Annotated in this window: 26 protein-coding genes; 14 read left to right on the forward strand and 12 right to left on the reverse strand. The window is 68.7% G+C overall.

What is annotated here, in order from left to right; all coding sequences use genetic code 11:
• The first annotated feature begins 134 nt into the window (after positions 1-134).
• From AU195_RS04610 to AU195_RS04620, 3 genes are read left to right on the forward strand one after another with little or no spacing between them, the layout of a single operon-like run.
• A complete protein-coding gene (locus tag AU195_RS04610) occupies positions 135-1,292 on the forward strand; it encodes a thiolase family protein (RefSeq protein WP_059157885.1) in 1,158 nt (385 codons plus the stop codon).
• A complete protein-coding gene (locus tag AU195_RS04615; protein WP_059157886.1) occupies positions 1,289-2,095 on the forward strand; it encodes a crotonase/enoyl-CoA hydratase family protein in 807 nt (268 codons plus the stop codon). The genes AU195_RS04610 and AU195_RS04615 overlap by 4 nt, the downstream gene beginning before the upstream one ends.
• An 18-nt stretch (positions 2,096-2,113) precedes the next feature.
• The gene (locus tag AU195_RS04620) at positions 2,114-3,256 is read left to right on the forward strand and encodes an acyl-CoA dehydrogenase family protein (RefSeq protein ID WP_059157887.1); all 1,143 of its coding nucleotides are present in this window, start codon (positions 2,114-2,116) and stop codon (positions 3,254-3,256) included.
• 84 nt (positions 3,257-3,340) lie between these two features.
• Here AU195_RS04620 and AU195_RS04625 read toward each other — a convergent pair whose 3' ends face one another.
• Entirely contained in the window at positions 3,341-4,090 is a 750-nt protein-coding gene (locus AU195_RS04625; RefSeq protein ID WP_059157888.1) for a fasciclin domain-containing protein, read from the reverse strand.
• Positions 4,091-4,298: 208 nt separating this feature from the next.
• On the opposite strand from AU195_RS04625, the gene AU195_RS04630 reads away from it, so the two are divergent.
• From AU195_RS04630 to AU195_RS04640, 3 genes are all read left to right on the forward strand, one after another.
• Entirely contained in the window at positions 4,299-4,817 is a 519-nt protein-coding gene (locus AU195_RS04630) for a gamma carbonic anhydrase family protein (RefSeq protein ID WP_059157889.1), read from the forward strand.
• 68 nt (positions 4,818-4,885) lie between these two features.
• Positions 4,886-6,034, forward strand: a complete 1,149-nt coding sequence (locus AU195_RS04635; protein ID WP_059157890.1) for an NAD(P)H-binding protein — start codon at positions 4,886-4,888, stop codon at positions 6,032-6,034.
• Positions 6,031-6,792, forward strand: a complete 762-nt coding sequence (locus AU195_RS04640) for a CPBP family intramembrane glutamic endopeptidase (protein ID WP_059157891.1) — start codon at positions 6,031-6,033, stop codon at positions 6,790-6,792. Before AU195_RS04635 ends, AU195_RS04640 begins: the two co-directional genes overlap by 4 nt.
• 4 nt (positions 6,793-6,796) lie before the next feature.
• Here AU195_RS04640 and AU195_RS04645 read toward each other — a convergent pair whose 3' ends face one another.
• Positions 6,797-7,129 (reverse strand): type II toxin-antitoxin system HicB family antitoxin, encoded by a 333-nt coding sequence (locus AU195_RS04645; protein WP_059157892.1) that lies wholly within the window; start codon positions 7,127-7,129, stop codon positions 6,797-6,799.
• Positions 7,130-7,290: 161 nt separating this feature from the next.
• Positions 7,291-8,109, reverse strand: a complete 819-nt coding sequence (locus AU195_RS04650) for an enoyl-CoA hydratase (protein WP_059157893.1) — start codon at positions 8,107-8,109, stop codon at positions 7,291-7,293.
• A gap of 102 nt (positions 8,110-8,211) precedes the next feature.
• Here AU195_RS04650 and AU195_RS04655 point away from each other — a divergent pair, with 102 nt between their 5' ends.
• Genes AU195_RS04655 through AU195_RS04665 form a run of 3 tightly spaced genes read left to right on the forward strand, consistent with a single transcriptional unit; the run spans position 8,212 to position 11,078 of the window.
• A complete protein-coding gene (locus tag AU195_RS04655) occupies positions 8,212-9,303 on the forward strand; it encodes a CaiB/BaiF CoA transferase family protein (RefSeq protein WP_059157894.1) in 1,092 nt (363 codons plus the stop codon).
• A 27-nt stretch (positions 9,304-9,330) separates the two neighbouring features.
• On the forward strand, positions 9,331-10,083 hold the full coding sequence (locus AU195_RS04660) for a 3-hydroxyacyl-CoA dehydrogenase (protein ID WP_059157895.1): 753 nt from the start codon (positions 9,331-9,333) through the stop codon (positions 10,081-10,083).
• Positions 10,080-11,078, forward strand: a complete 999-nt coding sequence (locus AU195_RS04665) for an NAD(P)H-dependent flavin oxidoreductase (RefSeq protein WP_059157896.1) — start codon at positions 10,080-10,082, stop codon at positions 11,076-11,078. The genes AU195_RS04660 and AU195_RS04665 overlap by 4 nt, the downstream gene beginning before the upstream one ends.
• 74 nt (positions 11,079-11,152) lie before the next feature.
• On the opposite strand, the gene AU195_RS26115 is transcribed toward AU195_RS04665, so the two are convergent.
• Positions 11,153-11,284 carry a hypothetical protein gene (locus AU195_RS26115; protein WP_011561444.1) on the reverse strand — a complete coding sequence of 44 codons (132 nt, stop codon included), beginning with the start codon at positions 11,282-11,284 and terminating at the stop codon, positions 11,153-11,155.
• 65 nt (positions 11,285-11,349) lie between these two features.
• Entirely contained in the window at positions 11,350-11,913 is a 564-nt protein-coding gene (locus tag AU195_RS04670) for a DoxX family protein (RefSeq protein WP_059157930.1), read from the reverse strand.
• Between the two features lie 167 nt (positions 11,914-12,080).
• On the opposite strand from AU195_RS04670, the gene AU195_RS04675 reads away from it, so the two are divergent.
• Both AU195_RS04675 and AU195_RS04680 read left to right on the forward strand, forming a co-directional pair.
• The gene (locus AU195_RS04675; RefSeq protein ID WP_059157897.1) at positions 12,081-14,363 is read left to right on the forward strand and encodes an MMPL family transporter; all 2,283 of its coding nucleotides are present in this window, start codon (positions 12,081-12,083) and stop codon (positions 14,361-14,363) included.
• A gap of 16 nt (positions 14,364-14,379) precedes the next feature.
• The gene (locus AU195_RS04680) at positions 14,380-15,012 is read left to right on the forward strand and encodes a class I SAM-dependent methyltransferase (protein ID WP_059157931.1); all 633 of its coding nucleotides are present in this window, start codon (positions 14,380-14,382) and stop codon (positions 15,010-15,012) included.
• A gap of 11 nt (positions 15,013-15,023) precedes the next feature.
• Here the strand turns inward: AU195_RS04680 and AU195_RS04685 are convergent, their stop codons facing one another.
• Positions 15,024-15,737, reverse strand: coding sequence for an NAD-dependent deacylase (locus tag AU195_RS04685; protein WP_059157898.1), 714 nt, complete (start codon positions 15,735-15,737; stop codon positions 15,024-15,026).
• 36 nt (positions 15,738-15,773) lie between these two features.
• Here AU195_RS04685 and AU195_RS04690 point away from each other — a divergent pair, with 36 nt between their 5' ends.
• Positions 15,774-16,139: an Rv1152 family transcriptional regulator gene (locus AU195_RS04690; RefSeq protein WP_157531027.1), complete on the forward strand. Its 366-nt coding sequence runs from the start codon at positions 15,774-15,776 to the stop codon at positions 16,137-16,139.
• A gap of 10 nt (positions 16,140-16,149) precedes the next feature.
• Here AU195_RS04690 and AU195_RS04695 read toward each other — a convergent pair whose 3' ends face one another.
• The 3 genes from AU195_RS04695 to AU195_RS04705 are packed head-to-tail and all read right to left on the reverse strand — an operon-like array spanning position 16,150 to position 18,343.
• Positions 16,150-16,986 carry a class I SAM-dependent methyltransferase gene (locus AU195_RS04695; protein WP_059157900.1) on the reverse strand — a complete coding sequence of 279 codons (837 nt, stop codon included), beginning with the start codon at positions 16,984-16,986 and terminating at the stop codon, positions 16,150-16,152.
• Positions 16,983-17,522: a DUF1697 domain-containing protein gene (locus AU195_RS04700; RefSeq protein ID WP_059157901.1), complete on the reverse strand. Its 540-nt coding sequence runs from the start codon at positions 17,520-17,522 to the stop codon at positions 16,983-16,985. Before AU195_RS04700 ends, AU195_RS04695 begins: the two co-directional genes overlap by 4 nt.
• Positions 17,519-18,343: a class I SAM-dependent methyltransferase gene (locus AU195_RS04705; RefSeq protein WP_059157902.1), complete on the reverse strand. Its 825-nt coding sequence runs from the start codon at positions 18,341-18,343 to the stop codon at positions 17,519-17,521. The genes AU195_RS04700 and AU195_RS04705 overlap by 4 nt, the downstream gene beginning before the upstream one ends.
• Before the next feature lie 29 nt (positions 18,344-18,372).
• On the opposite strand from AU195_RS04705, the gene AU195_RS04710 reads away from it, so the two are divergent.
• Both AU195_RS04710 and AU195_RS25900 read left to right on the forward strand, forming a co-directional pair.
• A complete protein-coding gene (locus AU195_RS04710; protein ID WP_059157903.1) occupies positions 18,373-18,816 on the forward strand; it encodes a PPOX class F420-dependent oxidoreductase in 444 nt (147 codons plus the stop codon).
• 55 nt (positions 18,817-18,871) lie between these two features.
• Complete coding sequence (locus AU195_RS25900) at positions 18,872-19,039, forward strand: DUF5302 domain-containing protein (protein ID WP_172800470.1); 168 nt, start codon at positions 18,872-18,874, stop codon at positions 19,037-19,039.
• On the opposite strand, the gene AU195_RS04715 is transcribed toward AU195_RS25900, so the two are convergent.
• From AU195_RS04715 to AU195_RS04725, 3 genes are read right to left on the reverse strand one after another with little or no spacing between them, the layout of a single operon-like run.
• Positions 19,036-20,214, reverse strand: a complete 1,179-nt coding sequence (locus AU195_RS04715; protein WP_172800471.1) for an MFS transporter — start codon at positions 20,212-20,214, stop codon at positions 19,036-19,038. The genes AU195_RS25900 and AU195_RS04715 overlap by 4 nt on opposite strands.
• 58 nt (positions 20,215-20,272) lie before the next feature.
• Positions 20,273-21,898 (reverse strand): monocarboxylic acid transporter, encoded by a 1,626-nt coding sequence (locus AU195_RS04720; protein WP_502687315.1) that lies wholly within the window; start codon positions 21,896-21,898, stop codon positions 20,273-20,275.
• Complete coding sequence (locus AU195_RS04725) at positions 21,895-22,248, reverse strand: DUF485 domain-containing protein (RefSeq protein WP_353612151.1); 354 nt, start codon at positions 22,246-22,248, stop codon at positions 21,895-21,897. Before AU195_RS04725 ends, AU195_RS04720 begins: the two co-directional genes overlap by 4 nt.
• Positions 22,249-22,339: the final 91 nt, after the last annotated feature.

The raw sequence follows: 22,339 nt of genomic DNA on the forward strand, positions 1-22,339 counted from the left end.
CTCAGTAAACCATCTGGACAGGCTGGACTGCGGCAAGCCGGCCCCACCAACCAGTAGGTTGACCTAGTAAACCTTGTCCTCTACCGTCGTGTCCAAGTGTGTGGTTCGGTATCCGACTTCGAAGGAGAAGTGTCATGGCTGAAGCCGTCATCGTCGAGGCAGTGCGGTCGCCCGTCGGCAAGCGCAACGGCGGACTGTCGGGTGTGCACCCGGCCGAACTGTCCGCCCAGGTGCTCAACGGACTGGTGCAGCGCGCGGGCGTCGACCCGGCGCTGGTCGACGATGTCATCTGGGGCTGCGTCATGCAGGCCGGTGAGCAGGCCCTCGACATCGCGCGCACCGCGGTGCTGTCGGCCGGCTGGCCCGAGACCGTCCCGGGTGTGACCGTCGACCGCCAATGTGGTTCCAGCCAGCAGTCGCTGCACTTCGCCGTCGCCGGCGTGGTGGCCGGTCATTACGACGTGGTGGTCGCCGGCGGCGTCGAGTCGATGTCGCGGACCCCGATGGGTTCGTCGCTGGCCAACGGCGGCAACCCTTACGGCGAGTCGTTCAAGGCCCGCTACGACAAGACCCCCAACCAGGGCGTCGGCGCCGAGATGATCGCCGAGCAGTGGGGCCTCAGCCGCACCGAGCTCGACGAGTTCTCTCTGCGTTCGCACGAGAAGGCCGCCGCCGCACAGGATTCCGGTGCGTTCAAGGACCAGATCGTCGGGATCGAGACCAAGGACGCCGACGGGAACGACACGGTCGTGCTCGAAGACGGCGGCATCCGCCGCGGGGGCACCGTCGAGTCGATGGCCAAGATCAAGCCCGCTTTCCGTGAGGACGGCGTGATCCACGCCGGCAACTCCAGCCAGATTTCCGACGGTTCGGCCGCACTGCTGCTCATGTCGGCGGAGAAGGCCAAGGATCTGGGCCTCAAGCCGCTGGCCAAGGTGCACACCGCGGTGCTGGCCGGCGCCGACCCGGTCATCATGCTGACCGCGCCGATCCCGGCCACCCAGAAGGCGCTGAAGAAGTCCGGGCTGAGCCTCGACCAGATCGGCGCGTTCGAGGTCAACGAGGCGTTCGCGCCCGTTCCGATGGCCTGGCTCAAGGACATCGGCGCCGACGAGAACAAGCTCAACCCCAACGGCGGCGCCATCGCGCTCGGCCACCCGCTCGGCGGCTCGGGTGCGCGCATCCTGACCACGCTGCTGTACCACATGCGGGACAACAACATCCAGTACGGCCTGCAGACCATGTGCGAGGGCGGCGGCCAGGCCAACGCCACCATCCTCGAACTGCTGTGACCGAAACGTCGACGGCGCCCGCCGCACTCACCGAGCGGCGGGGCAGGAACGATGACGTACTGGTCATCACACTCAACCGGCCCGAGGCCCGTAACGCCGTCAACGGCGCGGTGAGCACCGCCGTCGGCGATGCGCTGCAGCAGGCGCAGGACGACCCCGAGGTGCGTGCGGTGGTGCTGACCGGCAACGGCCAGTCGTTCTGTGCGGGCGCCGATCTCAAGGCGATCTACCGCCGCGAGAACCTCTACCATCCCGAGCATCCGGAATGGGGATTCGCCGGCTACGTCCACCACTTCATCGACAAGCCGACGATCGCCGCCGTCAACGGCACCGCGCTCGGCGGTGGAACGGAACTGGCGCTGGCCAGCGATCTGGTGGTGGCCGAGGAACGGGCGAAATTCGGTCTGCCCGAGGTCAAGCGGGGTCTGATGGCCGCGGCCGGCGGGGTCTTCCGCATCGTGGACCACCTGCCACGCAAGGTCGCGATGGAGATGATCTTCACCGGTGAGCCGATGACCTCGGCCGACGCGCTGAGGTGGGGGTTGATCAACGAGGTCGTGCCCGACGGCACCGTGCTGGAGGCAGCGGTCGCGCTGGCCGAACGCATCACCGTCAACGCACCGCTGGCGGTGTGGGCCAGCAAGCGCGTGGCCTACGGCGCCGAGGACGGCGTGATCGCCGACGAGGAACCGTCATGGGCCCGCACCGCGCAGGAGATGCGCGCGGTGCTCAAGTCAGAGGACGCCAAGGAGGGGCCGCTGGCCTTCGCCGAAAAGCGTCAACCGGTCTGGAAAGCCAAGTAGGAGAGGCATCACAGGACAATGAAGCGAACGATCTACGACGCCGAGCACGAGGCGTTCCGCGAGACCGTCAAGGAGTACATCGAGCGTGAGCTCGTGCCCAACCACGAGAAGTGGGAGGCCGAGCGCATCGTCGACCGGTCGGCGTACACGGCGGCGGGCAAGTACGGGCTCATCGGGTTCAACATGCCCGAGGAGTACGGCGGTGGCGGCTCGGACGACTTCCGGTTCAACGCGATCATCGACGAGGAGATCGCCAAGGCCGGTGTCCACGGACCCGCACTGAGCCTGCACAACGACGTCGTCGGCCCGTACTTCAAGGATCTGACCAACGACGAGCAGAAGCAGCGTTGGCTGCCCGGCATCACCAGCGGTGAGACCATCATCGCGGTCGCGATGACCGAACCCGGTGCGGGCAGCGACCTCGCCGGCATCCGCACCTCCGCGGTGCGCGACGGCGACGACTGGATCGTCAACGGCTCCAAGACGTTCATCTCGTCGGGCATCAACTGCGACCTGTGCGTCGTGGTCGCCCGCACCGACCCCGAGGCCGGACACAAGGGCTTCACGCTGCTGGTGGTCGAGCGCGACATGGAGGGCTTCACCCGCGGCCGCAAGCTCGACAAGATGGGCCTGCACAGCCAGGACACCTCCGAACTGCACTTCGAGAACGTGCGGGTGCCGAACGCCAACGTGCTCGGCAAGGAGGGTCGCGGCTTCTACCACCTGATGACCAACCTGCCGTCGGAGCGACTGTCCATCGCGATCTCGGCGATCGCCGGGGCGCGCGCGGTGTTCCAGGAGACCCTGCAGTACACCAAGGACCGCAAGGCGTTCGGTCAGCCGATCGGCAGCTTCCAGCACAACCGCTTCCTGCTCGCCGAGATGGAGACCGAACTCGAGGTCACCGAGAACTACATCGACCGCTGCCTGCAGGGCGTCGTCGACGGTGAGCTGACAGCGGTCGAGGCGGCCAAGGCCAAGTGGTGGGCCACCGAGGTCGCCAAGAAGGTCGTCGATCAGTGCGTGCAGCTGCACGGCGGCTACGGCTACATGCTCGAGTACCGCGTGGCGCGGGCCTACGTCGACGGACGCATCCAGACGATCTTCGGTGGCACCACCGAGATCATGAAGGAGATCATCGGCCGCGACCTGGGCGTCTGAGTCGGCTCGCCGACGCGGCGTCTGAGTCGAACGAGAAGCGCCCCGGAACCGTCAGGTTCCGGGGCGCTTTCGCGTGGAGGAGCGTCAGCCCATCGGGGCGTCCGCGGCCGGGATGTCCGCCGCGGCCGCCGGGGTCGCCTCGGCCGGCAGCGGCGCCGACTCCACCGACTCCGCCGTCTCGCTCGAGGTCGACGACGCCGGTGAGGTGCCCGACGGCGTGATCGCATCGGGCGCCGCGGCCGGATCGAGCACGGTGTCGATCAGGTAGATGCGGGCGTTGGCGGCCGGGATGCCGCCGCAGATCACCTTGGTGGTGTCGTTGACCTTGATGTCGCCGTTGGTGCCCTCGACCTTGATCTCGGCGCCCTGCTGGGTGGCGCGCTGACCCTTGACGTCGGCGGGACCGAGCAGGCCGAGGAAGACGTGGTAGTAGTCCAGGTCGGTCAGCGCGGCCGGGTTGGCCTTGAGCGCCTCGAGCTGCCCCGGCGGCAGCTTCGCGAACGCCTCGTCGGTCGGCGCGAACACGACGTACGGGCCGTTGTCGAGCACCGAGGCGACGTTCACCGCGGGGTTGAGCCCACCGGAGACCGCGGCGCTGAAGGTGCTGATGTCCGGAATCTGGGAGAGGACCTGGCTCACCGGCTGGTTGATGAAGCTCTTCCACGTCGGCACGGCGGCCCGGAACGGATCGCAGTCGCCCTCGAGGTTGGGCAGCGGGGTCTCCACCGACGACGGTTCCGCCGGTTCGGCGTATGCGGTCGCCGAAAGGGGCAGCGACACGGCGATGGCGGCGACGCCCACAGCGGCGCCCAGTGTCCTGGTACGGGTCTTCACGATCGGCTCCTCAGCTCGTCAGGACGCCTGCCGATGGGCGGCGTCGGGCCGGCTACCTATGCGGCGCCGCTTCGGATCGTAAGGGCACGAATTGGTCACGGCCAAGTCGTCCCCGACCTCCAGAGCCGTGTGAAGGGGTCTGACCTGCGGCGTTGCGGTTTGTTACGTTGGTTGTCTCACACTCCGGCGGGCCGCCTACGATGTCGCCATGCCGGAACCGCTGATTGTCGCCCTGGGCGAGCACGCCCCTGACTTGCACGACACGGCGTGGGTGGCGCCGAACGCCGCCGTGATCGGTCGGGTGACGCTGTCCGCCAAGGCCAGCGTCTGGTACGGCGCCACCCTGCGGGCCGAGGCCGAGCCCATCGAGGTCGGCGCGGGCAGCAACATCCAGGACGGGGTGACCATTCACGTGGACCCCGGTTTCCCCGCCGCCATCGGCGCCAACGTCAGCGTCGGGCACAACGCCGTGCTGCACGGGTGCACGATCGAGGACGACTGCCTGATCGGGATGGGTGCGGTCGTTCTCAACGGGGCCCGGATCGGTCGTGGTTCGTTGGTCGCCGCCGGGGCGGTGGTCGCCCAGGGTGTCGAGGTCCCGCCCGGTTCGCTGGTCGCCGGGGTGCCGGGCAAGGTCCGCCGCGAACTGAGCGAGCAGGAGGTCGACGGCACCCGCACCAACGCGCTGCTCTACCAGCATCTGGTGGACATGCACCGCCAGCCGTGACGGCGAATGTGGCGTAGCAAACGGCGTTACGACGGTTCCCATCCGCCGGGCCCGGGTACCTAGCTACGGTGAAAAACGTGCGAGTCCTGGTCACCGGCGCCACCGGATACGTCGGATCGCGGCTGGTCAGCGCTCTGGTGGACGTCGGCGCCGACGTGGTGGTGGCGAGCCGCAACCCCGAGCGGCTGCGCACCTTCGGGTGGTACGACGATGTGACTTCCGTCGCACTCGACGCCCAGCAACCGCAGTCGGTCAGGCAGGCTCTCGCCGAAGCGGGTTCCGTCGACGTCATCTACTACCTGGTGCACGCGATCGGCCAACCGGACTTCCGCGACACCGACAACCGGGCCGCCGAGAACGTCGCCGAAGCCGCCCGGGAGGCCGGGGTCAAACGGATCGTCTACCTCGGCGGGTTCGTCCCCACCGACGAGACGCTCTCCGAGCACCTGGCCGGCCGCGCCGAGGTCGCCGAGGCGCTCACCGTCCCGGGCGGGCCCGACGTCGTGTGGCTGGGGGCGGCGATCATCATCGGTGCGGGGTCCACCTCGTTCGAGATGCTCCGGTACGTCGCCGACCGGTTCCTGGTGCTGCCGATGCCGAAGTGGGCGGCCAACCCGATCGACCCCATCTCCGTCCGCGACGCGCTGCACTATCTGGTCGCCGCCGCCGACATCGAGAGGGTGCCCGCGGGCGCGTACGACATCCACGGCCCGGAGACCACCACCTACGGCGAACTGCTGCAGGCCTACGCCCGTCTGGCCGGCAGGAAACGTGCCCCGCTGCCGGTGCGCGGCATCGACACCTCGCTGGTCTCCCAGCTGAGCGGGCTCGTGCTACCGGTGCCCGGGGGGCTGGCGGGCGATCTCATCGAGAGCCTCGACCACCCGATGACCGCCTCCAAGGACGGGCTGCGGGACTTCGTCGACGACCCGGCGGGCGGGTTGACCGGAGTTGACGAGGCGATCCGGCGCTCCCTGTCCCCGCAGCGCCCGCGACCGGTCAACAGGCTGGTCGACGTGCACCACCTCGCCGACACCGATCCGGTCTGGGCCGGCGGCGACAATGAACGCATCACCCGACTGGTCCGCCCCGTCACGCCGCCCATCGCTCGGCCGGCGCTCGGGTTGCTCGGCCTGGTCCCCGGACCGGTGGCGGCCGCGATGCGCACCGGTCTGGACACCCTCGTGAACCTGGTACCGAAAGGGAAGCCGGCATGACCGAAACCGACCAGTCGTCACCGACCCCCGCGCCGTGCGACGAACGGACCGGTTTCTTCCGGGAGGCCCGCGGCGTCGTCCTGAGCGTCGCGTCCCCGGCGGCCGAGTGGCCCGCGGTGATCCGCCGCCGCCGGATCATCGTCGCGATCTTCGTCGTCATCGGGTTCGGCCTGCTCGGCTACTCGCTGTCGATCCCGCCGGGTGACCCCGACTTCTACTGGTTCACCGCCGGACTGGCCGTCTGGTGGACCGCCGGCGCGTTCCTGTCCGGGCCACTTCATCTGGGCCGCATCTGTTTTCGCAGCCGTAACCAGCGGCCGGTGATCACCGGCACCGCCGTCGGGCTGGCGCTGGGCGGTGCGTTCCTGGTCGCCGGGTTGGTGGCCCGCGAGATCCCGCTGATGCGGGAGTACGCCGTGCGCGTTCTCGAACACGCCAACGTGGGTGCGCTGTGGCTGGTCGTCATCATCACCGTCGTCAACGGTCTGGCCGAGGAACTGTTCTTCCGGGGTGCGCTGTACACCTCGCTGGGCAACCGGTGGAACGGCTGGTGGGCGGTGCTCTGGTCCACGGCCGTCTACGTGGTCGTGACGGGTGTGAGCACGCAGAACTTCATGCTGGCCATCGCGGCGACCGTGCTCGGCGCCGTGTGCGCCCTCGAACGCCGCGCGACCGGGGGAGTGCTCGCCCCCATGCTCACCCATTTCTTCTGGGGTCTGGTCATGGTGTTGGCACTGCCCCCGATCTTCGGCGTCTAACGGGTCAGAACAGGTCGTCGAGAGAGGGCGGACGGCCGACGAGTTTGGTGATCGCCCACTGGTTGAGCGACACGCCCTGCTCCGCCGCCTCCACGGCGAGTCTGCCGTGCAGATCAGGCGAGGCGCGCACGACGAACGTGCCGCTGTAGTGCTTGTCGGTGAGGGAGGGCGGGGGGTCGACACGGTCGGCCATCTCAGCGGTGATCTCCCGCTCGAGGGTCTCGATCGCCTCGGCGGCGGTGGGTCCGCGCTTGATCCAGCCGGAGAACTCGAGACACCGCGCTTCGTATTCGCCTCGGCTGGGCGACCATTCGGCTCGATAGGTGTAGGAAGGCATGCCGGAATTCTGGCGCGGGGGTCTGACAAAGTAGGTGCTCGGCGGCGCCCTGGTCGCCGGTGTTTTCTGAAATCCGATATCGCGGGTGATATCAGCTATCGCGGGTGATATCGGATTTCAGAAAAGGGCGCGCCTCCTCGAGCGTGCTCGCTGCGACCCGCTCAGTGATCGGTGAAGGAGGCGCTGCGGCGTTCCTGGAACGCCCGGGTGCCCTCGCGGAAATCGTGCGCAGACAGCAGCTCGAGCTGTCCCTCGGTCTCCCGGCCCAGCGCACCTTCGAGTTCCGTCAGCGTCGACGCGTTGATGGCCTGCTTGGTCTTCCGCAGCGCCACCGCCGGACCCGACTTCAGCAGCGCCAGCACCTTGTCGACCTCCGCGTCGAACTCCTCGGCGGGATGGACCGCGGTCACCAGACCCCAGTCGTACGCCTCGGCCGCCGGGATCCGCTCCGCCAGCAACGCCATCCGCATCGCGCGGATCCGCCCCACCGCCGCGGCGAACAGCGCCGACGCGCCACCGTCGGGCATCAGCCCGATCTTGGTGAACGCCAGCATGAAGAACGCCTTCTCCGAGGCGATCACGACATCGCTGGCCAACGCCAGCGAGGCCCCGACGCCTGCCGCAGGCCCCTGCACCACCGCGACCACCGGCTTGGGTGCCGCGACGATCGCGCGCACCGCACGGTTGGCCGCGTCGAGCACGGCGTTGATCCCGATCTCCGCCTTCTTCGTCTGATCCTCTGCGCTGATGCCCGCGCCGGAGCTGAATCCGCGCCCGGCGCCGCCGAGTCGCACCACCTTCACCGCCGGGTCGTCGGCGGCCCGGTCCAGTGCGTCGGCGATCCCGTTGAGCATCTCGGCGGTCAGCGAGTTGAGGCTGTCCGGCCGGTTCAGCGTCACCGACAGCACCCCGTCGTCGAGCGCCACGGTGAGGTCGTCGATGCTGACGTATGTGCCGGTATCGGAGTCGGTGGTCGTCATGGCTACACCTTCGCATGAGCGGGGCCGTTGGCCCGTGGCCGGTCGAGAAGGTTATACAAGTAAGCTATGTCGGCGGTCAACTACTCCGAAGGGGCGGTAGAAATGGCGGGACCACTGCAAGGTCTGCGTGTCGTGGAATTGGCCGGTATCGGCCCCGGTCCGCACGCGGCGATGATCCTCGGCGACCTGGGTGCGGACGTCGTCCGCATCGAGCGCCCCGGCAAGGGCCCAGGGATCCCGGCGAAGGGGAGTGACCACCTCCTGCGCAACCGGCGGTCGGTCGGTGCCAATCTCAAGACCGACGAGGGCCGCGAGCTGGTGCTCAAGCTGATCGCCAAGGCCGACGTGCTCATCGAGGGCTTCCGGCCCGGCGTCACCGAGCGGCTCGGGCTCGGCCCGGAGGACTGCGCCAAGGTCAACGAGCGGCTGATCTACGGGCGGATGACGGGCTGGGGTCAGACCGGTCCGCGTAGCCAGCAGGCCGGACACGACATCAACTACATCTCTCTCAACGGCGTGCTGCACGCCGTCGGCCGCGCCGGCGAACGGCCGGTGCCGCCGCTGAACCTCGCGGGCGACTTCGGCGGCGGGTCGATGTTCCTGCTCGTCGGCATCCTGTCGGCGCTGTGGGAGCGGGAACGTTCCGGCAAGGGTCAGGTCGTCGACGCGGCCATGGTCGACGGATCCAGCGTGCTGGCACAGATGATGTGGGCCTTCCGCGCGATGGGGATGTGGTCCGACGAGCGCGGGGTCAACATGCTCGACACCGGCGCTCCGTACTACGACACCTACGAGACCTCGGACGGGCGCTACGTCGCCGTCGGTGCGATCGAACCGCAGTTCTACGCCGAACTGCTCGACAAGCTTGGCCTCGACCCGGCCGGACTGCCCGATCAGAACGACATGAGCCGCTGGCCGGAACTGCGCGAGGCGCTCACCAAGGCGTTCGCCGAACACGACCGCGACCACTGGACGAAGGTCTTCGCCGGCAGCGACGCCTGCTGCACCCCGGTGCTGTCGTTCGCGGAAGTGGAGCAGGAACCGCACAACACCGAACGCGACACCTTCTACCGGGAGGGCGACTTCCTCTTCCCGGCGCCGGCACCGCGGTTCTCCCGCACCGTGCCCGCGACGCCCACCCCTCCCGGCGCACCGGGCGCCGACACCGAATCAGTGCTCAACGACTGGGTCTGATCTCAACCAACAGAAAGGTATGTGCGAGTGGAAATCAAAGACGCCGCCGCCGTCGTCACCGGCGGAGCATCGGGTCTCGGCCTGGCCACCACGAAGCGGCTGCTCGACCGGGGCGCCTCCGTCGTGGTGATCGACCTCAAGGGTGAGGAAGCCGTCAAGGAACTCGGCGACCGGGCCAAGTTCGTGCAGGCCAACGTCACCGATCCCGAGCAGGTCAGTGCAGCGCTGGACGCCGCGGAGCAGATGGGGCCGTTGCGCATCAACGTCAACTGCGCCGGTATCGGCAACGCGATCAAGACGCTGAGCAAGAACGGCGCCTTCCCGCTCGACGAGTTCAACAAGGTCATCCAGGTCAACCTGGTCGGCACCTTCAATGTGCTGCGGCTGGCGGCCGAGCGGATCGCCAAGACCGACCCCATCGGTGAGGAGCGCGGCGTCATCATCAACACCGCATCGGTCGCGGCCTTCGAGGGCCAGATCGGCCAGGCGGCGTACTCGGCGTCCAAGGGCGGCGTGGTCGGGATGACCCTGCCGATCGCCCGCGACCTGTCGCGTGAGCTGATCCGCGTCTGCACCATCGCCCCCGGCCTGTTCAAGACCCCGCTGTTGGGCTCGCTGCCCGAGGAGGCGCAGCGCTCGCTCGGCCAGCAGGTGCCGCATCCGGCGCGGCTCGGCGATCCCGACGAATACGGTGCGCTGGCGACCCACATCGTCGAGAACCCGATGCTCAACGGCGAGGTGATCCGCCTCGACGGCGCGATCCGGATGGCGCCGCGATGAGCCTGACGACGAAGTTCACCGAGACGTTCGGTGTCGAGCACCCGATCGTCCAGGGCGGTATGCAGTGGGTCGGCCGTGCCGAACTGGTCGCCGCCGTGGCGAATGCGGGGGCGCTCGGCTTCATCACCGCGCTCACCCAGCCCACGCCGGCCGACCTGGCCAACGAGATCGCGCGCTGCCGGGACCTCACGGACAAGCCGTTCGGGGTGAACCTGACGATCCTGCCGACGATCAACCCGCCGCCGTACGACGAGTACCGCCAGGTCATCGTCGACGCCGGCATCAAGATCGTCGAAACGGCGGGCTCGAACCCGGCGCCGCACCTACCGATGTTCCACGACAACGGCATCAAGGTGCTGCACAAGTGCACCTCGGTGCGCCATGCGGTCAAGGCGCAGAGCCTCGGTGTCGACGGCATCAGCATCGACGGCTTCGAGTGCGCCGGTCACCCCGGGGAGGACGACATTCCGGGCCTGGTGCTGATCCCGGCGGCGGCGTCCAAGATCGACATCCCGATGATCGCGTCCGGCGGATTCGCCGATGCCCGCGGCCTGGTCGCCGCGCTGGCGCTCGGGGCGGACGGCATCAACATGGGGTCCCGGTTCATGTGCACCGAGGAATCGGCCATCCACCAGAAGGTCAAGGAAGCGATCGTCGCGGGCACCGAGCTCGACACGGAGTTGATCTTCCGGCCGCTGCGCAACACCGCGCGGGTGGCGAGCAACACCGTCTCGCGGGAGGTCGTGGAGATCCTCAACCGCGGCGGGCAGTTCGAGGACGTGAAGGATCTGGTCGCCGGCAAGCGCGGCGTGAAGGTCTACGAGATCGGCGATCTGGACGCCGGCATCTGGAGCGTCGGAACGTCGATGGGTTTGATCAACGACATCCCGACGGTGGGTGATCTGGTGAGTCGGATGGTCGAGGAGGCCGAACAGCTCATCACCGGTCGACTGGCCGGGCTGGTTAAGCCCGCTGAGGAGCCGGTCGCGGTCTGACGCAGGTCAACAGTTGACCGCGCAAGGGCCAGCAAACTGCTGATGGACACGTGCGCCCGGTTGGGCGCACGTGTTCATCCGGCTTGAGCGAGCGGGCTCCAGTCATCGAGCTGCTCGGAGGTGTCTCCCTCGACGAGGAAATCGCCGTGGTAGAGGGCCTCGAAATCAACCTTGATGACATCGGCACTGGTGTCGTCGATCCACATGACACTGAGCGTATGAGTCACCATTAAGGATTCATTGAGTCACGTTTCGGAAAATGGTGGCAATCCTACTTTTGGGTAGGTTTCTCGCCAGTAGGTGCCGTGACGTGGAGGGGATTGGTCCCGTTCAGCGCGATCCAGGTCACCACCGCGGCCACGACCGCCACCGCCAGCAGGATCCACGCCGTACGCGTCGACCAGCGGATTCGGGTCGGCAGCCGGGCGTCGACGGAGTAGGCGCCCGCACCGGCGAACAGCAACGCCGTCGCCCCGATCGCCACCAGGAACGGCACGTTGAACGGCTCGGACCAGAACGCCGCGCCGGACACGTTGACCGCCCAGGCGTCGAGCATCGCGGCGATCACCGCCGTCGCCGCCAGCGGGGTGAGCACCCCGAGCAGCAGCCCGATACCGCCGAGCGTCTCCGCCGCGGTGACCATGAACGCTCCGAGTTCGGGCAGGCGCCATCCGCCGGCCCCCATGAAACCCGCGGTGGTGGTGAAGTCGAAGGCCTTGATCAGGCCCGCCTGCAGCATCGTCGCGCCGACGCCGAGGCGCAGCACCAACAGCGCGATGTCCGTGCCGGTTGACGTACGAGTGGGGGCGGTGGTTTCCACATCTGTGCTGGCCATGGTCTCCATACCTGGTGTGTCGACTGGATGGGAGGCGTTCCCATAATCGTCTAGACCGGCCGGCGCGTCCTTTCTCATCGCCGGGTCGGCGTCATGAGTTTGAAAGATTCACCAACCGTTCTCGTGGTTACAAGTAGCGAATCGGTTTGGGCGAGAGGACGCGGACGGTGCTGTCACGAATTGCCAGGTCGGCGATCGCCTCGCCGAAACGGATATTGGCCATCGCCGCCCTGGTGGTGGTGGCGGCCGCCGTCTTCGGTCTGCCGGTGAGTCGCAGTCTGTCCGCAGGCGGATTCCAGGACCCCACCTCGGAGTCGGCGCGCGCCACCCAGACGCTCGTCGACACCTTCGACCAGGGCGACATGGACCTGATCATCAGCGTGACGTCCGACGACGGCGCCCGAGGTCCGGCGGCCACCGCCGTCGGCACCGGCATCGCCGCCGAACTCGAAGCCTCCCCGCACGTCGCGGGGGTGACTTCGACCTGGACCGCGCCGCGGGAGGCGGTTCCGGCCCTGCTCAGCCAGGACCGCAGGACCGGCCTCATCATCGCGGGGATCACCGGCGGAGAGAGCGGTGCGCAGAAGCACGCCAAGGAGCTCGCCGACCGGCTCGTGTACGACCGCGACGGCGTGACGGTCCGCGCCGGCGGTGAGGCGATGACCTACGTCGAGATCAACCGGCAGACCGAGAAAGACCTGCTGACCATGGAGCTGATCGCGATCCCGCTCAGCTTCGCGGTGCTGGTGTGGGTCTTCGGCGGGCTGCTGGCCGCGGCGCTGCCGGTGGTGGTCGGGTTGATCGCGATCGTCGGGACGATGGCCGTGCTGCGGCTGCTCACGATGGTGACCGATGTGTCGATCTTCGCGCTGAACCTGTCGATCGCGATGGGTCTCGCCCTGGCGATCGACTACACCCTGCTGATCGTGAGCAGGTTCCGCGACGAGCTGGCCGACGGCGTCGACCGCGAGCGCGCGCTCATCCGGACCATGGCCACCGCCGGCCGCACCGTGCTGTTCTCGGCGCTGACCGTGGCGCTGTCGATGGCGACGATGGTGCTGTTCCCGATGTACTTCCTCAAATCGTTCGCCTACGCCGGCCTCGCGGTCGTGGGGTTCGCCGCGACGGCCGCGATCGTGGTCGCCCCGGCCGCGATCGTCCTGCTCGGGGAACGCCTCGACGCCTTCGACGTGCGCCGGCTGCTGCGACGCCTGCGCGGCAGACCCGAACCCACGCCCAAGGCCGTCGAGCAGACGTTCTGGTACCGGTCGACGAAGTACGTCCAGCGCCGGTCCATCCCGATCGGCGTGGCGATCGTGGCGCTGCTGCTGCTGCTCGGCGCACCGTTCCTCGGCATCAAATGGGGTTTCCCCGACGACCGCGTGCTGCCGCAATCGTCGTCGGCGCGCCAGGTCGGCGACCAACTGCGCAACGACTTCGCCGTCGACACCGCCACCGACGTCACCGTCGTCGTCCCGGACACCGGTGGTCTGACGCCCGCGGACATCGACGGTTACGCCGCGGACCTCTCCCGTGTCCCCGACGTGCTCAGCGTCGCCGCCCCGGGTGGCACCTATGTCACCGGGGCCCGGGTCGGCCCGCCCTCGGCGGCCAGCGGGCTCAGCGCCGGAAGCGCCTACCTCACCGTCGCCACGAACACCGAACTGTTCTCCGACGAGTCGGAACGACAACTCGACGCCCTGCACGCCGTCGCGACTCCCGGCGGACAGGACGTGCAGTTCACCGGCACCGCGCAGACGAACCGCGACAGTTCGGAGTCGATCACCTCCCGGCTGCCGCTGGTGCTCGGCATCATCGCGGGGATCAGCTTCGTGCTGCTGTTCCTGCTGACCGGCAGCGTGGTGCTTCCGCTGAAGGCGCTGCTGCTCAATGTGTTGTCGCTGTCGGCCGCGTTCGGCGCGCTGGTGTGGATCTTCCAGGAGGGCCACCTCGGGGCGCTCGGGACCACACCGACGGGGACGTTGGTCGCCAACATGCCGGTGCTGCTGTTCTGCATCGCTTTCGGTCTGTCGATGGACTACGAGGTCTTCCTGATGTCGCGGATCAGGGAGTTCTGGCTGAGGTCCGGCCGCCCCCGTGCCGACGGGACCGTACCCGCCCCCCGCGTCCGCAACGACGAGAGCGTCGCGCTGGGCCTGGCCCGGACCGGGCGCGTGGTCACCGCCGCGGCGTTGCTGATGACGATCTCGTTCGCCGCGCTGATCGCCGCGCAGGTGTCGTTCATGCGGATGTTCGGGGTCGGGTTCACGCTGGCTGTGCTCGCCGACGCGACCCTGATCCGGATGCTGCTCGTGCCGGCCTTCATGCACCTGATGGGGCGCTGGAACTGGTGGGCACCCAGGCCGCTGGCCCGCCTCCACGAACGCTTCGGCATCAGCGAATCGGAGGAGATCGAGCACCCCGAACCGGTGGCGGCGCGGCCTGCCTGAGTAGAGGATGGGACCGGTGAGCGCCGACGTCGACAACCCGTTCTTCGCCCGCCTGTGGACGGCCATGTCCGGTCACGAGACCGAACAGATGCGGCGGATGCGCCGCGACAACCTCGCCGGACTCGCCGGCCGGGTGCTGGAGGTCGGCGCGGGCACCGGAACCAACTTCGCGCACTATCCACCGTCGGTCACCGAGGTGGTCGCCATCGAACCGGAGCGCCGGCTGGCCGCGCACGCCCGCGATGCCGCGGCGCATGCGCCCGTCCCGGTGACCGTGACCATGGACAGCATCGAGGACTTCAGTCCCGGGGAGCCGTTCGACGCCGTCGTCTGCTCGCTGGTGCTGTGCTCGGTCGACGACCCGGACGGCGTTCTGCGGCAACTGTTCTCACTGGTGCGGCCCGGCGGCGAACTGCGTTACCTCGAGCACATCGCCGGGACGGGCGCGCGGGCCGGACTGCAGAAGTTCGCCGATGCGACGGTGTGGCCCAGGATGCTGGGTAACTGCCACACCCATCGCCACACCGAAACGGCGATCACCACGGCGGGCTTCCAGGTCGAGGACGCCCGCCGGGAACGGATGTTCCCGTCCTGGGTGCCACTGCCCGTGTCGGAGGTCGCGCTGGGCCGGGCGGTGCGGCCCGCCTGAGCGGCCGCCGGCTACGGCAGGAGTTCGGGGAGGCGTTGCAGCAGGGTCGGCAACGCACCCGCGGCGGTCTCCCGCAGCGACACCGTCGCGCTGTCCGTCAGCGGGGTGCGCTCCGGGTTGATCTCGACGACCGCCGTCCCGCGGGCCAGCGCCATCTCGGGCAGTCCGGCGGCGGGGTAGACGATCGAGGACGTGCCCACGACCACCACGACGTCGGCGGTGAGCACCGCGTGGACCGAGCGCTGCCAGGCGGCCTCTGGCAGTGCCTCTCCGAACCACACCACATTGGGGCGTATCAGCCCACCGCACGGGCACTGCGGCGGGTCGACCGCCTCGACGGGTTCGGGCATGGTCGGCAGCGTGCCCTCGAAGCGCGAGCCGCAGGCGTCGCACTGGAACTCGAACAGGCTGCCGTGCAGGTGGTAGACGTTCCGGCTGCCCGCCCGCTCGTGCAGGTCGTCGACGTTCTGGGTGACCACGTGCACGTCGGCGTGGTCCTGCCACGCCGCGACGGCGCGGTGGCCGTTGTTCGGTTGGACCGCATCCATCATGTAGTGGCGCCACAGGTACCAGGCCCAGACCTTCTCGGGGTTCGCCCGCCACCCCTCGGCGCTGGAGATCTCGTACGGATCGACCTTGGCCCACAGCCCCGTCTCGACATCACGGAAGGTCGGCACCCCGCTCTCCGCGGAGATGCCGGCCCCACTGACCACCGTCACCTGCACATGTCCAACTTAACCGGTGTGCGGGATACTGGGCACGTGGCCGGTTTGGGGGAGTGGTTGTCGGTCGACGCGAGAGCGGCCCGGCCCCTGTTCGACCAGTTGCGGACCCAGATCATCGACGCCGTCCGCGACGGCAGACTCCTGCCCGGAACCCGGCTGCCGACGGTGCGCGAACTCGCCTGGCAGATGGGGCTCGCGGTCAACACGGTGGCGCGGGCGTACCGCGAACTGGAGAGCGCGGGTGTCCTGGAGACCCGCGGACGGTTCGGCACCTTCGTCTCGCGCGTGGACCCCGCCGACACGGCGATGGCGACCGCCGCGCAGAGCTTCGTCGACACGGCCAGGGCGCTCGGCGTCGAGAAGTCCGAGGCGCTGCGCTACGTCGAGTCGGCGTTCGACTGAGGCGGCGCACTCAGCCGAATTCGAGCAGCGTCCAGACCGGGCGTACGGCGTCGAACGCCGGGATCCGCTGGACCGTCCACAGCAGCGCGTTGAGCACCCGTCCGCGGCCCTCGGGCAGTGGCACGTCGTGCACGGCGCGAATGCCGGGCACGGTGTCCACCAGCGCGGCGGCCTCACCGGGGCTGAGGCTGAACGGCATCGGGGGCACCTTGTAGCGCAGCGACGTCCGCATGCCGTGGCGGGCCCACCACGCGAACCACGACGGCGGCAGATCGAACATCATCTGACCGCCCGGGAATCGCTGCGCGCACGCCCTGATGAGCGACATCGCCTCCTCGGGCTGCAGGTACATCAGCAGTCCCTCGGCGGTGATGAACACACCCTCGGAGTCGTCGACCCGGTCCATCCAGGTGAAGTCCAGCGCCGACTGCGCGCACATCTGGACCCGGTCCGACGGCGGCAGCAGTTTCTGCCGCAACTCGATCATCGGCGGGAGGTCGACGGTCAGCCAGCGGAAGTCATGGCCGGCGCCGGACGCGTCGAGCCGGTGGAAGCTGGTCTGCAGGCCCTCGGCGAGCGCGACGACGGTGGCTCGCGGATGGGTGCTCAGATAGCGGCGCGTGTAGTGGTCGAAACCCTTGGCCCGCAACGCCATGTCCTGGCGGCGGCTCGGGCCGAACTTGCCGAAGTCGAAGTCGATCGACTCGACCAACCGGACCGCCATCGGGTCGTCGATGAGCCCGTCCGGGCGGCGTGCCTCGTTGGCGCGGACCTGCAGGGTGAGCAGCGCCGTCTCCGAGACCCCGGTCAGCGCGCTGCCGTCCACCTTCGGCGGTGTGTTCGTCACTTCGCCGAATCTACCGAACGCAGCACCTTGTCCAGGGTGCGCAGATTGCGCGTGGTGGTCGAGGACTTGTAGCGCTTCTTGCCCATCGTCTTGCCGATGGCGGTCTCGAGAGTGGCCGATTTCGGCACCTGCCAGTACACGACACCGTCGCCGCGCTGGATCTTCTCCTCGGCGCCGGCGGTGTCCGCCAGCGCCGCGAGTTCGTCGAGCACCTGCTCGTCGGTGACGAACGTGACGTAGGAATGGTGGCCCTCGACTTCGCGCTCGAACGGGTACGCCGCCGCGACGGCCGCCACGGTGGCGACGTCGTATGCCAGTACCCAGGCGTCGTAGCCGAACCGCTCGCGCAGCGCCTGTTCGGCGGTGCGGCGCACCGCCGTCACGTCGGCGTCGCTGTCGAGCAGGACGTTGCCGCTGGCGAGGACGGTCTTCACGGCGGTGAAGCCGGCGTCTTCGAACGCGGCCGCCACGTCGGCCATCTTGAGGTTGACGCCGCCGACGTTGACCCCCCGCAGGAACGCCACGAAGCGGGTCATGACGCGAACTCCAGCACAGTGATGCTCGGCCGGCCACGGCGGTGCACGGGCACCCGGTCCAGCGGCGGCCAGAACAGCGCGTTGAACAGCCCGCGCCCGCGCGGCATGGGGATGTCGTGGGCGGCCGCGACGCCGGGGATCCGGCCGGGCAGGGCGAGGGCCTCGTCGGCGGTGAGGGCGAACGGCATCGGTGGCGTCACATACCGGTCGGACAGTTTGAGGCCCTTGTGGGTGCGCCGACTCAGCCAGTGCGGGATCGAGTCGAACATCATCCGGCCGCCGGGGAAGCGCGCGGCGCATTCGGCGATCAGCGACGTCACCTGCTCGGGCTCGAGGTACATCAGGAGCCCCTCGGCGGTGATGAACACCCCGTGCGCGGCGTCGACCCGGTCCGTCCACGTGAGGTCCAGCGCGGACTGCGCCAGCGCGACGATGCGGTCGTCGGCCGGCAGCAGCCGTTCGCGCAGCGCCATCACCGGTGGGAGATCGATTGAGTACCAGGTCAACTCGTCGGCCACCCCCATCCGGTCCAGCCGCCACAGGCTGGTCTGCAACCCTTCGGCGAGCGCGACCACCGACGCCTTCGGGTGTGCGGTGAGGTAGTCGGCGGTGGCCGTGTCGAAGGCGCGCGCCCGCAGCGCGTGCGACTGGTTCGGCTTGCCGAACTTGAGGTAGTCGTAGTCGATCGCGTCGAGCAGTGTGACGGCCCACGGGTCGCGGATCGTCCCGTCGGAGCGCTTGGCCTCCGTGGCCCGGTTGTGCAGCGTCCACAGCGTGGTCGCCGAGACGCCCTCCAGAATGCTGCCGTCGATAGCCGCCATGTGCCGAGTATGGAACGTAGGCTCGCAGCATGGTGCGCCAGGTGTTCGACGACAAGCTGTTGGCCGTGATCAGCGGTAACTCACTGGGCGTGCTCGCCACCATCAAACGCGACGGCCGGCCCCAGTTGTCGAACGTCTCCTACCACTTCGACGCCAGGGCGGTCGCGCTCGAGGTGTCCATCACCGAGCCCAGGGCCAAGACGCGCAACCTGCGCCGCGATCCGCGGGCGTCGATCCACGTCACCGCCGACGACGGATGGTCCTACGCGGTCGCCGAGGGTGACGCGATCCTCACCGCACCCGCCGCCTCACCCGACGACGACACCGTCGAGGGGTTGATCACGTTGTACCGCAACATCGCCGGCGAACATCCCGACTGGGACGACTACCGGCGGGCGATGGTGGACGACCGTCGGGTACTGCTCACCCTGCCGATCACCCATCTGTACGGGATGCCGCCGGGCATGCGGTGAACGCGCCGCGATAAACGAGACGACGGCGGGCACGCGCACGCGTTACGCTGCCGGCATGGCTGAGCAACCGGAAGACGACACCAGGCGCAAGTTCCGGGAGGCCCTCGAGCGTAAGAAGGCCAACTCGGGCGGTGCCGCCGGGCAGCGCAGCGGCGGACCGAAGCAACCCAAGGCGCACGGCCCGGTCGAGAACCGCCGCGAATTCCGCCGCAAGAGCGGCTAACCCACGCGGTTCCGCTCCCGCGACAGGATGGCGGTCAGGCACACCGTGGCGAGAACCGCGACGGCGATCGCGAACCCGACGCCGGCGGTCTGCAACCCGACTGCCTGCGCGGCCAGGCCTTCACCGATCACGGGCAGCGCGATCGCCACGTAGGCGACGACGAAGTAGGTGGAACTGACCTCGGCGCGCCGTTCGGGCGGTGTGCGTTCGGCGACGGCGGCCAACCCGCGGCTGAAGCTCATCCCCTGACCGGCGCCGGCGATCACCGCCGCGGCGATGAGAGCGGGCAGCGACGAGAAGTGCAGCGCCGCAGCGAGAACCGTCATACCGACCACGAGGACCGCGCAGCCGACGGCCACCGCCCGTGGCGGCGGGATCCGGTTGGCCGCGACCTGGGTGACCGCGGAGGTGGCGAAGATCGAGCAGACGATCGCGCCTGCCACCGCGTGATTCTCGATGCCGACGACCTCGGCGAGGAACGACGGCGCCACCGCGGTGAACAGCCCGGTGACCGCGAAACCGGCGAAGGCCGCCAGGGCCGCGATCACGAACACCGGCCGCGCCTCGGGCGGAACGGAGAGCCGCTGCCACCCGATGCGGCCGCTGCGCGGTGAGGTCTCGGGAACGACGAGCACGGCGACACCGGCCAGGACCGCCATCGCGATGTGGACGGTGAACACCAGATCCAAGGGCTGCGGGGCGTACTGGACGAGCAGGCCGGCCAGTAACGGTCCGGCGCCGAGCCCGCCGATGTTGGCGACCGTCGCCACCGCGGCCGCCCGGGAGCGCCAACGGTCCGGCGCGGCCTCGATGACCGCCGCAGTCCCCGTCCCGGTGAACAGGCCGGCCGACAGGCCCGACAGCACGCGCCCGGCCAGCAGTGCGGCCACCGAATCGGCGACCAGGAACACCGCGGCGCCGGCGATGGCGAACCCCACCCCGGCCAGCAGCATGGGCCGTCGGCCGACCGCATCGGACCACCGCCCGAATGCCAGGAGCGCCACCAGCACGCCACCCGCGTACGCCGCGTAGATCACCGTGGTGGTGAACAACGCGAAGTCCATCCGCTCGGCGTAGAGGGCGTAGAGCGGAGTGGGCACCGTGGTGCCGAGCATGGTCACCGCGAACGCGTAGGCCAGCAGGGCGAAAGCGAATCGGCTCAGGGGACGCGGCACGGCATCCGACGGTAGGGGACGGTCGACAACGCCTTCGCGCCGGCTCAGTGGGCTGACATCAGTGGGCGACGGCCTTCTCCGCACCCACGCCGGTCAGCGAGCGCACCTCCATCTCGGCGGCGATCGCCGGGTCCTCGTCGTCCGGCGACGTCAGCGTGCCGACGATGCCGAGGACGAACGCCAGCGGGATCGACACGATCCCGGGGTTGGCCAACGGGAACCACGCGAAGTCGACACTCTTGATCATCGAGGTCGCGGTGCCGGAGACCGCGGGTGAGAACACGATCAGCACGACCGTCGAGATCAGCCCGCCGTACATGCTCCACAGCGCACCGCGGGTGTTGAAGCGCCGCCAGTACAGCGAGTAGAGGATGGTCGGCAGGTTCGCCGCTGCCGCCACCGCGAATGCGAGCGCCACCAGGAACGCGACGTTCTGTTCGCGGGCCAGGATGCCGAGCCCGATGGCGAGCGTCCCCAGCACCACCGCGGTGATCCGGGAGATCTTGACCTGTTCGCTCTCGGTCACCTGGTGGCTCTTCATGACGCTGGCGTAGATGTCGTGCGCGAAGGACGCCGATGCGGTGATGGTCAGACCGGCGACCACCGCGAGGATGGTCGCGAACGCCACGGCCGAGATGATGCCCAGCAGCACGACACCGCCGAGTTCGAATGCCAGTTGAGGCGCAGCGGAATTCACACCGCCGGGGGCGGCCAGGATGCGGTCGGGACCGACCAGCGCCGCGGCGCCGTAGCCGAGCACCAGGGTGAACAGGTAGAAGGCGCCGATCAGCGCGATCGCCCAGACCACCGACCGGCGCGCCTCCTTGGCGGTGGGCACCGTGTAGAAACGCATGAGCACGTGCGGCAGGCCCGCGGTGCCGAGGACCAGGGCCAGCGCCAGCGAGATGAAGTTGATCTGCGTGGTCAGCGAGGCGCCGTACTGCGCGCCGGGCGCCAGCACATCACGCGAGGCGACCTTGGCGTCGGCACTGCCGCTGACCATCGACTGTGCGGCGCCGAGGATCTCGGAGAGGTTGAAGCCGAACTTGGCCAGCACCATCACGGTCATGATGCCTGCGCCGCCGATCAGCAGCACCGCCTTGATGATCTGCACCCAGGTGGTGCCCTTCATCCCGCCGACCAGGACGTAGACGATCATCAGGATGCCGACGACGGCGATCACGATCGACTGCCCGAGGCCGCTCTCGATGTTGAGCAGCAGCGCGACCAGCACGCCGGCGCCCGCCATCTGGGCAAGCAGGTAGAACAGCGACACGGCCAGGGTGTTGGTGGCCGCGGCGAGACGCACCGGACGTTGTTTGAGCCGGAAGCTCAGCACGTCGGCCATGGTGAATTTGCCGGTGTTGCGGAGCAATTCGGCGACCAGCAGCAGCGCCACCAGCCAGGCGACCAGGAATCCGATCGAGTACAGGAACCCGTCGTAGCCGTAGACGGCGATGGCGCCTGCGATGCCGAGGAAGCTCGCGGCCGACAGGTAGTCACCGCTGATCGCGATGCCGTTCTGCGGACCGGTGAAAGCGCGGCCCGCGGTGAAGAACTCGGTGGCGGTGGCGTTCTTCTTGCTGGCCTTGATGACGATGAAGAGCGTCACGAGGACGAACAGCGCGAAGATCGCCATGTTGGCGACGGGGTTGCCGATGGTCTCGGCGGCGAGCACGGTCACGGTGCGTGGCCTTCCAGTTCTGCGCGGATCGCCGCGGCGCGCGGGTCGATCACCTTGTTGGCGTAGCGGACGTAGATGCCCGTGATGAGGAATGTGGTGACGAACTGACCGATACCGATCAGCAGGCCGACGTTGACGTTGCCGAACACCCGGATCGCCATGAAGTCGGTGGCGAACGTGCTCAGCAGGACGTAGGTGGTGTACCAGATGAGGAACGCCGCACTCATCGGGAACACGAAGCGGCGCAACCTGTTCCGCAGGTCCACGAACTCGGGACTGGCCTCCATGGCCAGATACTGGTCACCGCTGGGCATCCCTGCCTCCCGCGGTGGAAGATCCGTTTCGGACACCGTGACTCCTGACCTCGTCGTGTGAACCAGTTCTCGGCTGAAACTAGATGAGATGCAGGTCACATACCCGCACCTTGGGCCGGTCACACGG

This window comes from Mycobacterium sp. IS-1496 (assembly GCF_001499995.1).
Lineage (GTDB): Bacteria > Actinomycetota > Actinomycetes > Mycobacteriales > Mycobacteriaceae > Mycobacterium.

Coding starts and splice junctions, on each gene's coding strand:
- AU195_RS26115 (WP_011561444.1), bottom strand. CDS start 11,284: ATGTGGATCGACGACACCAGTGCCGATGTCATCAAGGTTGATTTCGAG.
- AU195_RS04640 (WP_059157891.1), top strand. CDS start 6,031: ATGACCGAAACCGACCAGTCGTCACCGACCCCCGCGCCGTGCGACGAA.
- AU195_RS04705 (WP_059157902.1), bottom strand. CDS start 18,343: ATGGCGGCTATCGACGGCAGCATTCTGGAGGGCGTCTCGGCGACCACG.
- AU195_RS04630 (WP_059157889.1), top strand. CDS start 4,299: ATGCCGGAACCGCTGATTGTCGCCCTGGGCGAGCACGCCCCTGACTTG.
- AU195_RS04650 (WP_059157893.1), bottom strand. CDS start 8,109: ATGACGACCACCGACTCCGATACCGGCACATACGTCAGCATCGACGAC.
- AU195_RS04700 (WP_059157901.1), bottom strand. CDS start 17,522: ATGACCCGCTTCGTGGCGTTCCTGCGGGGGGTCAACGTCGGCGGCGTC.
- AU195_RS04655 (WP_059157894.1), top strand. CDS start 8,212: ATGGCGGGACCACTGCAAGGTCTGCGTGTCGTGGAATTGGCCGGTATC.
- AU195_RS04710 (WP_059157903.1), top strand. CDS start 18,373: ATGGTGCGCCAGGTGTTCGACGACAAGCTGTTGGCCGTGATCAGCGGT.
- AU195_RS04665 (WP_059157896.1), top strand. CDS start 10,080: ATGAGCCTGACGACGAAGTTCACCGAGACGTTCGGTGTCGAGCACCCG.
- AU195_RS04645 (WP_059157892.1), bottom strand. CDS start 7,129: ATGCCTTCCTACACCTATCGAGCCGAATGGTCGCCCAGCCGAGGCGAA.
- AU195_RS04670 (WP_059157930.1), bottom strand. CDS start 11,913: ATGGCCAGCACAGATGTGGAAACCACCGCCCCCACTCGTACGTCAACC.
- AU195_RS04610 (WP_059157885.1), top strand. CDS start 135: ATGGCTGAAGCCGTCATCGTCGAGGCAGTGCGGTCGCCCGTCGGCAAG.
- AU195_RS04620 (WP_059157887.1), top strand. CDS start 2,114: ATGAAGCGAACGATCTACGACGCCGAGCACGAGGCGTTCCGCGAGACC.
- AU195_RS25900 (WP_172800470.1), top strand. CDS start 18,872: ATGGCTGAGCAACCGGAAGACGACACCAGGCGCAAGTTCCGGGAGGCC.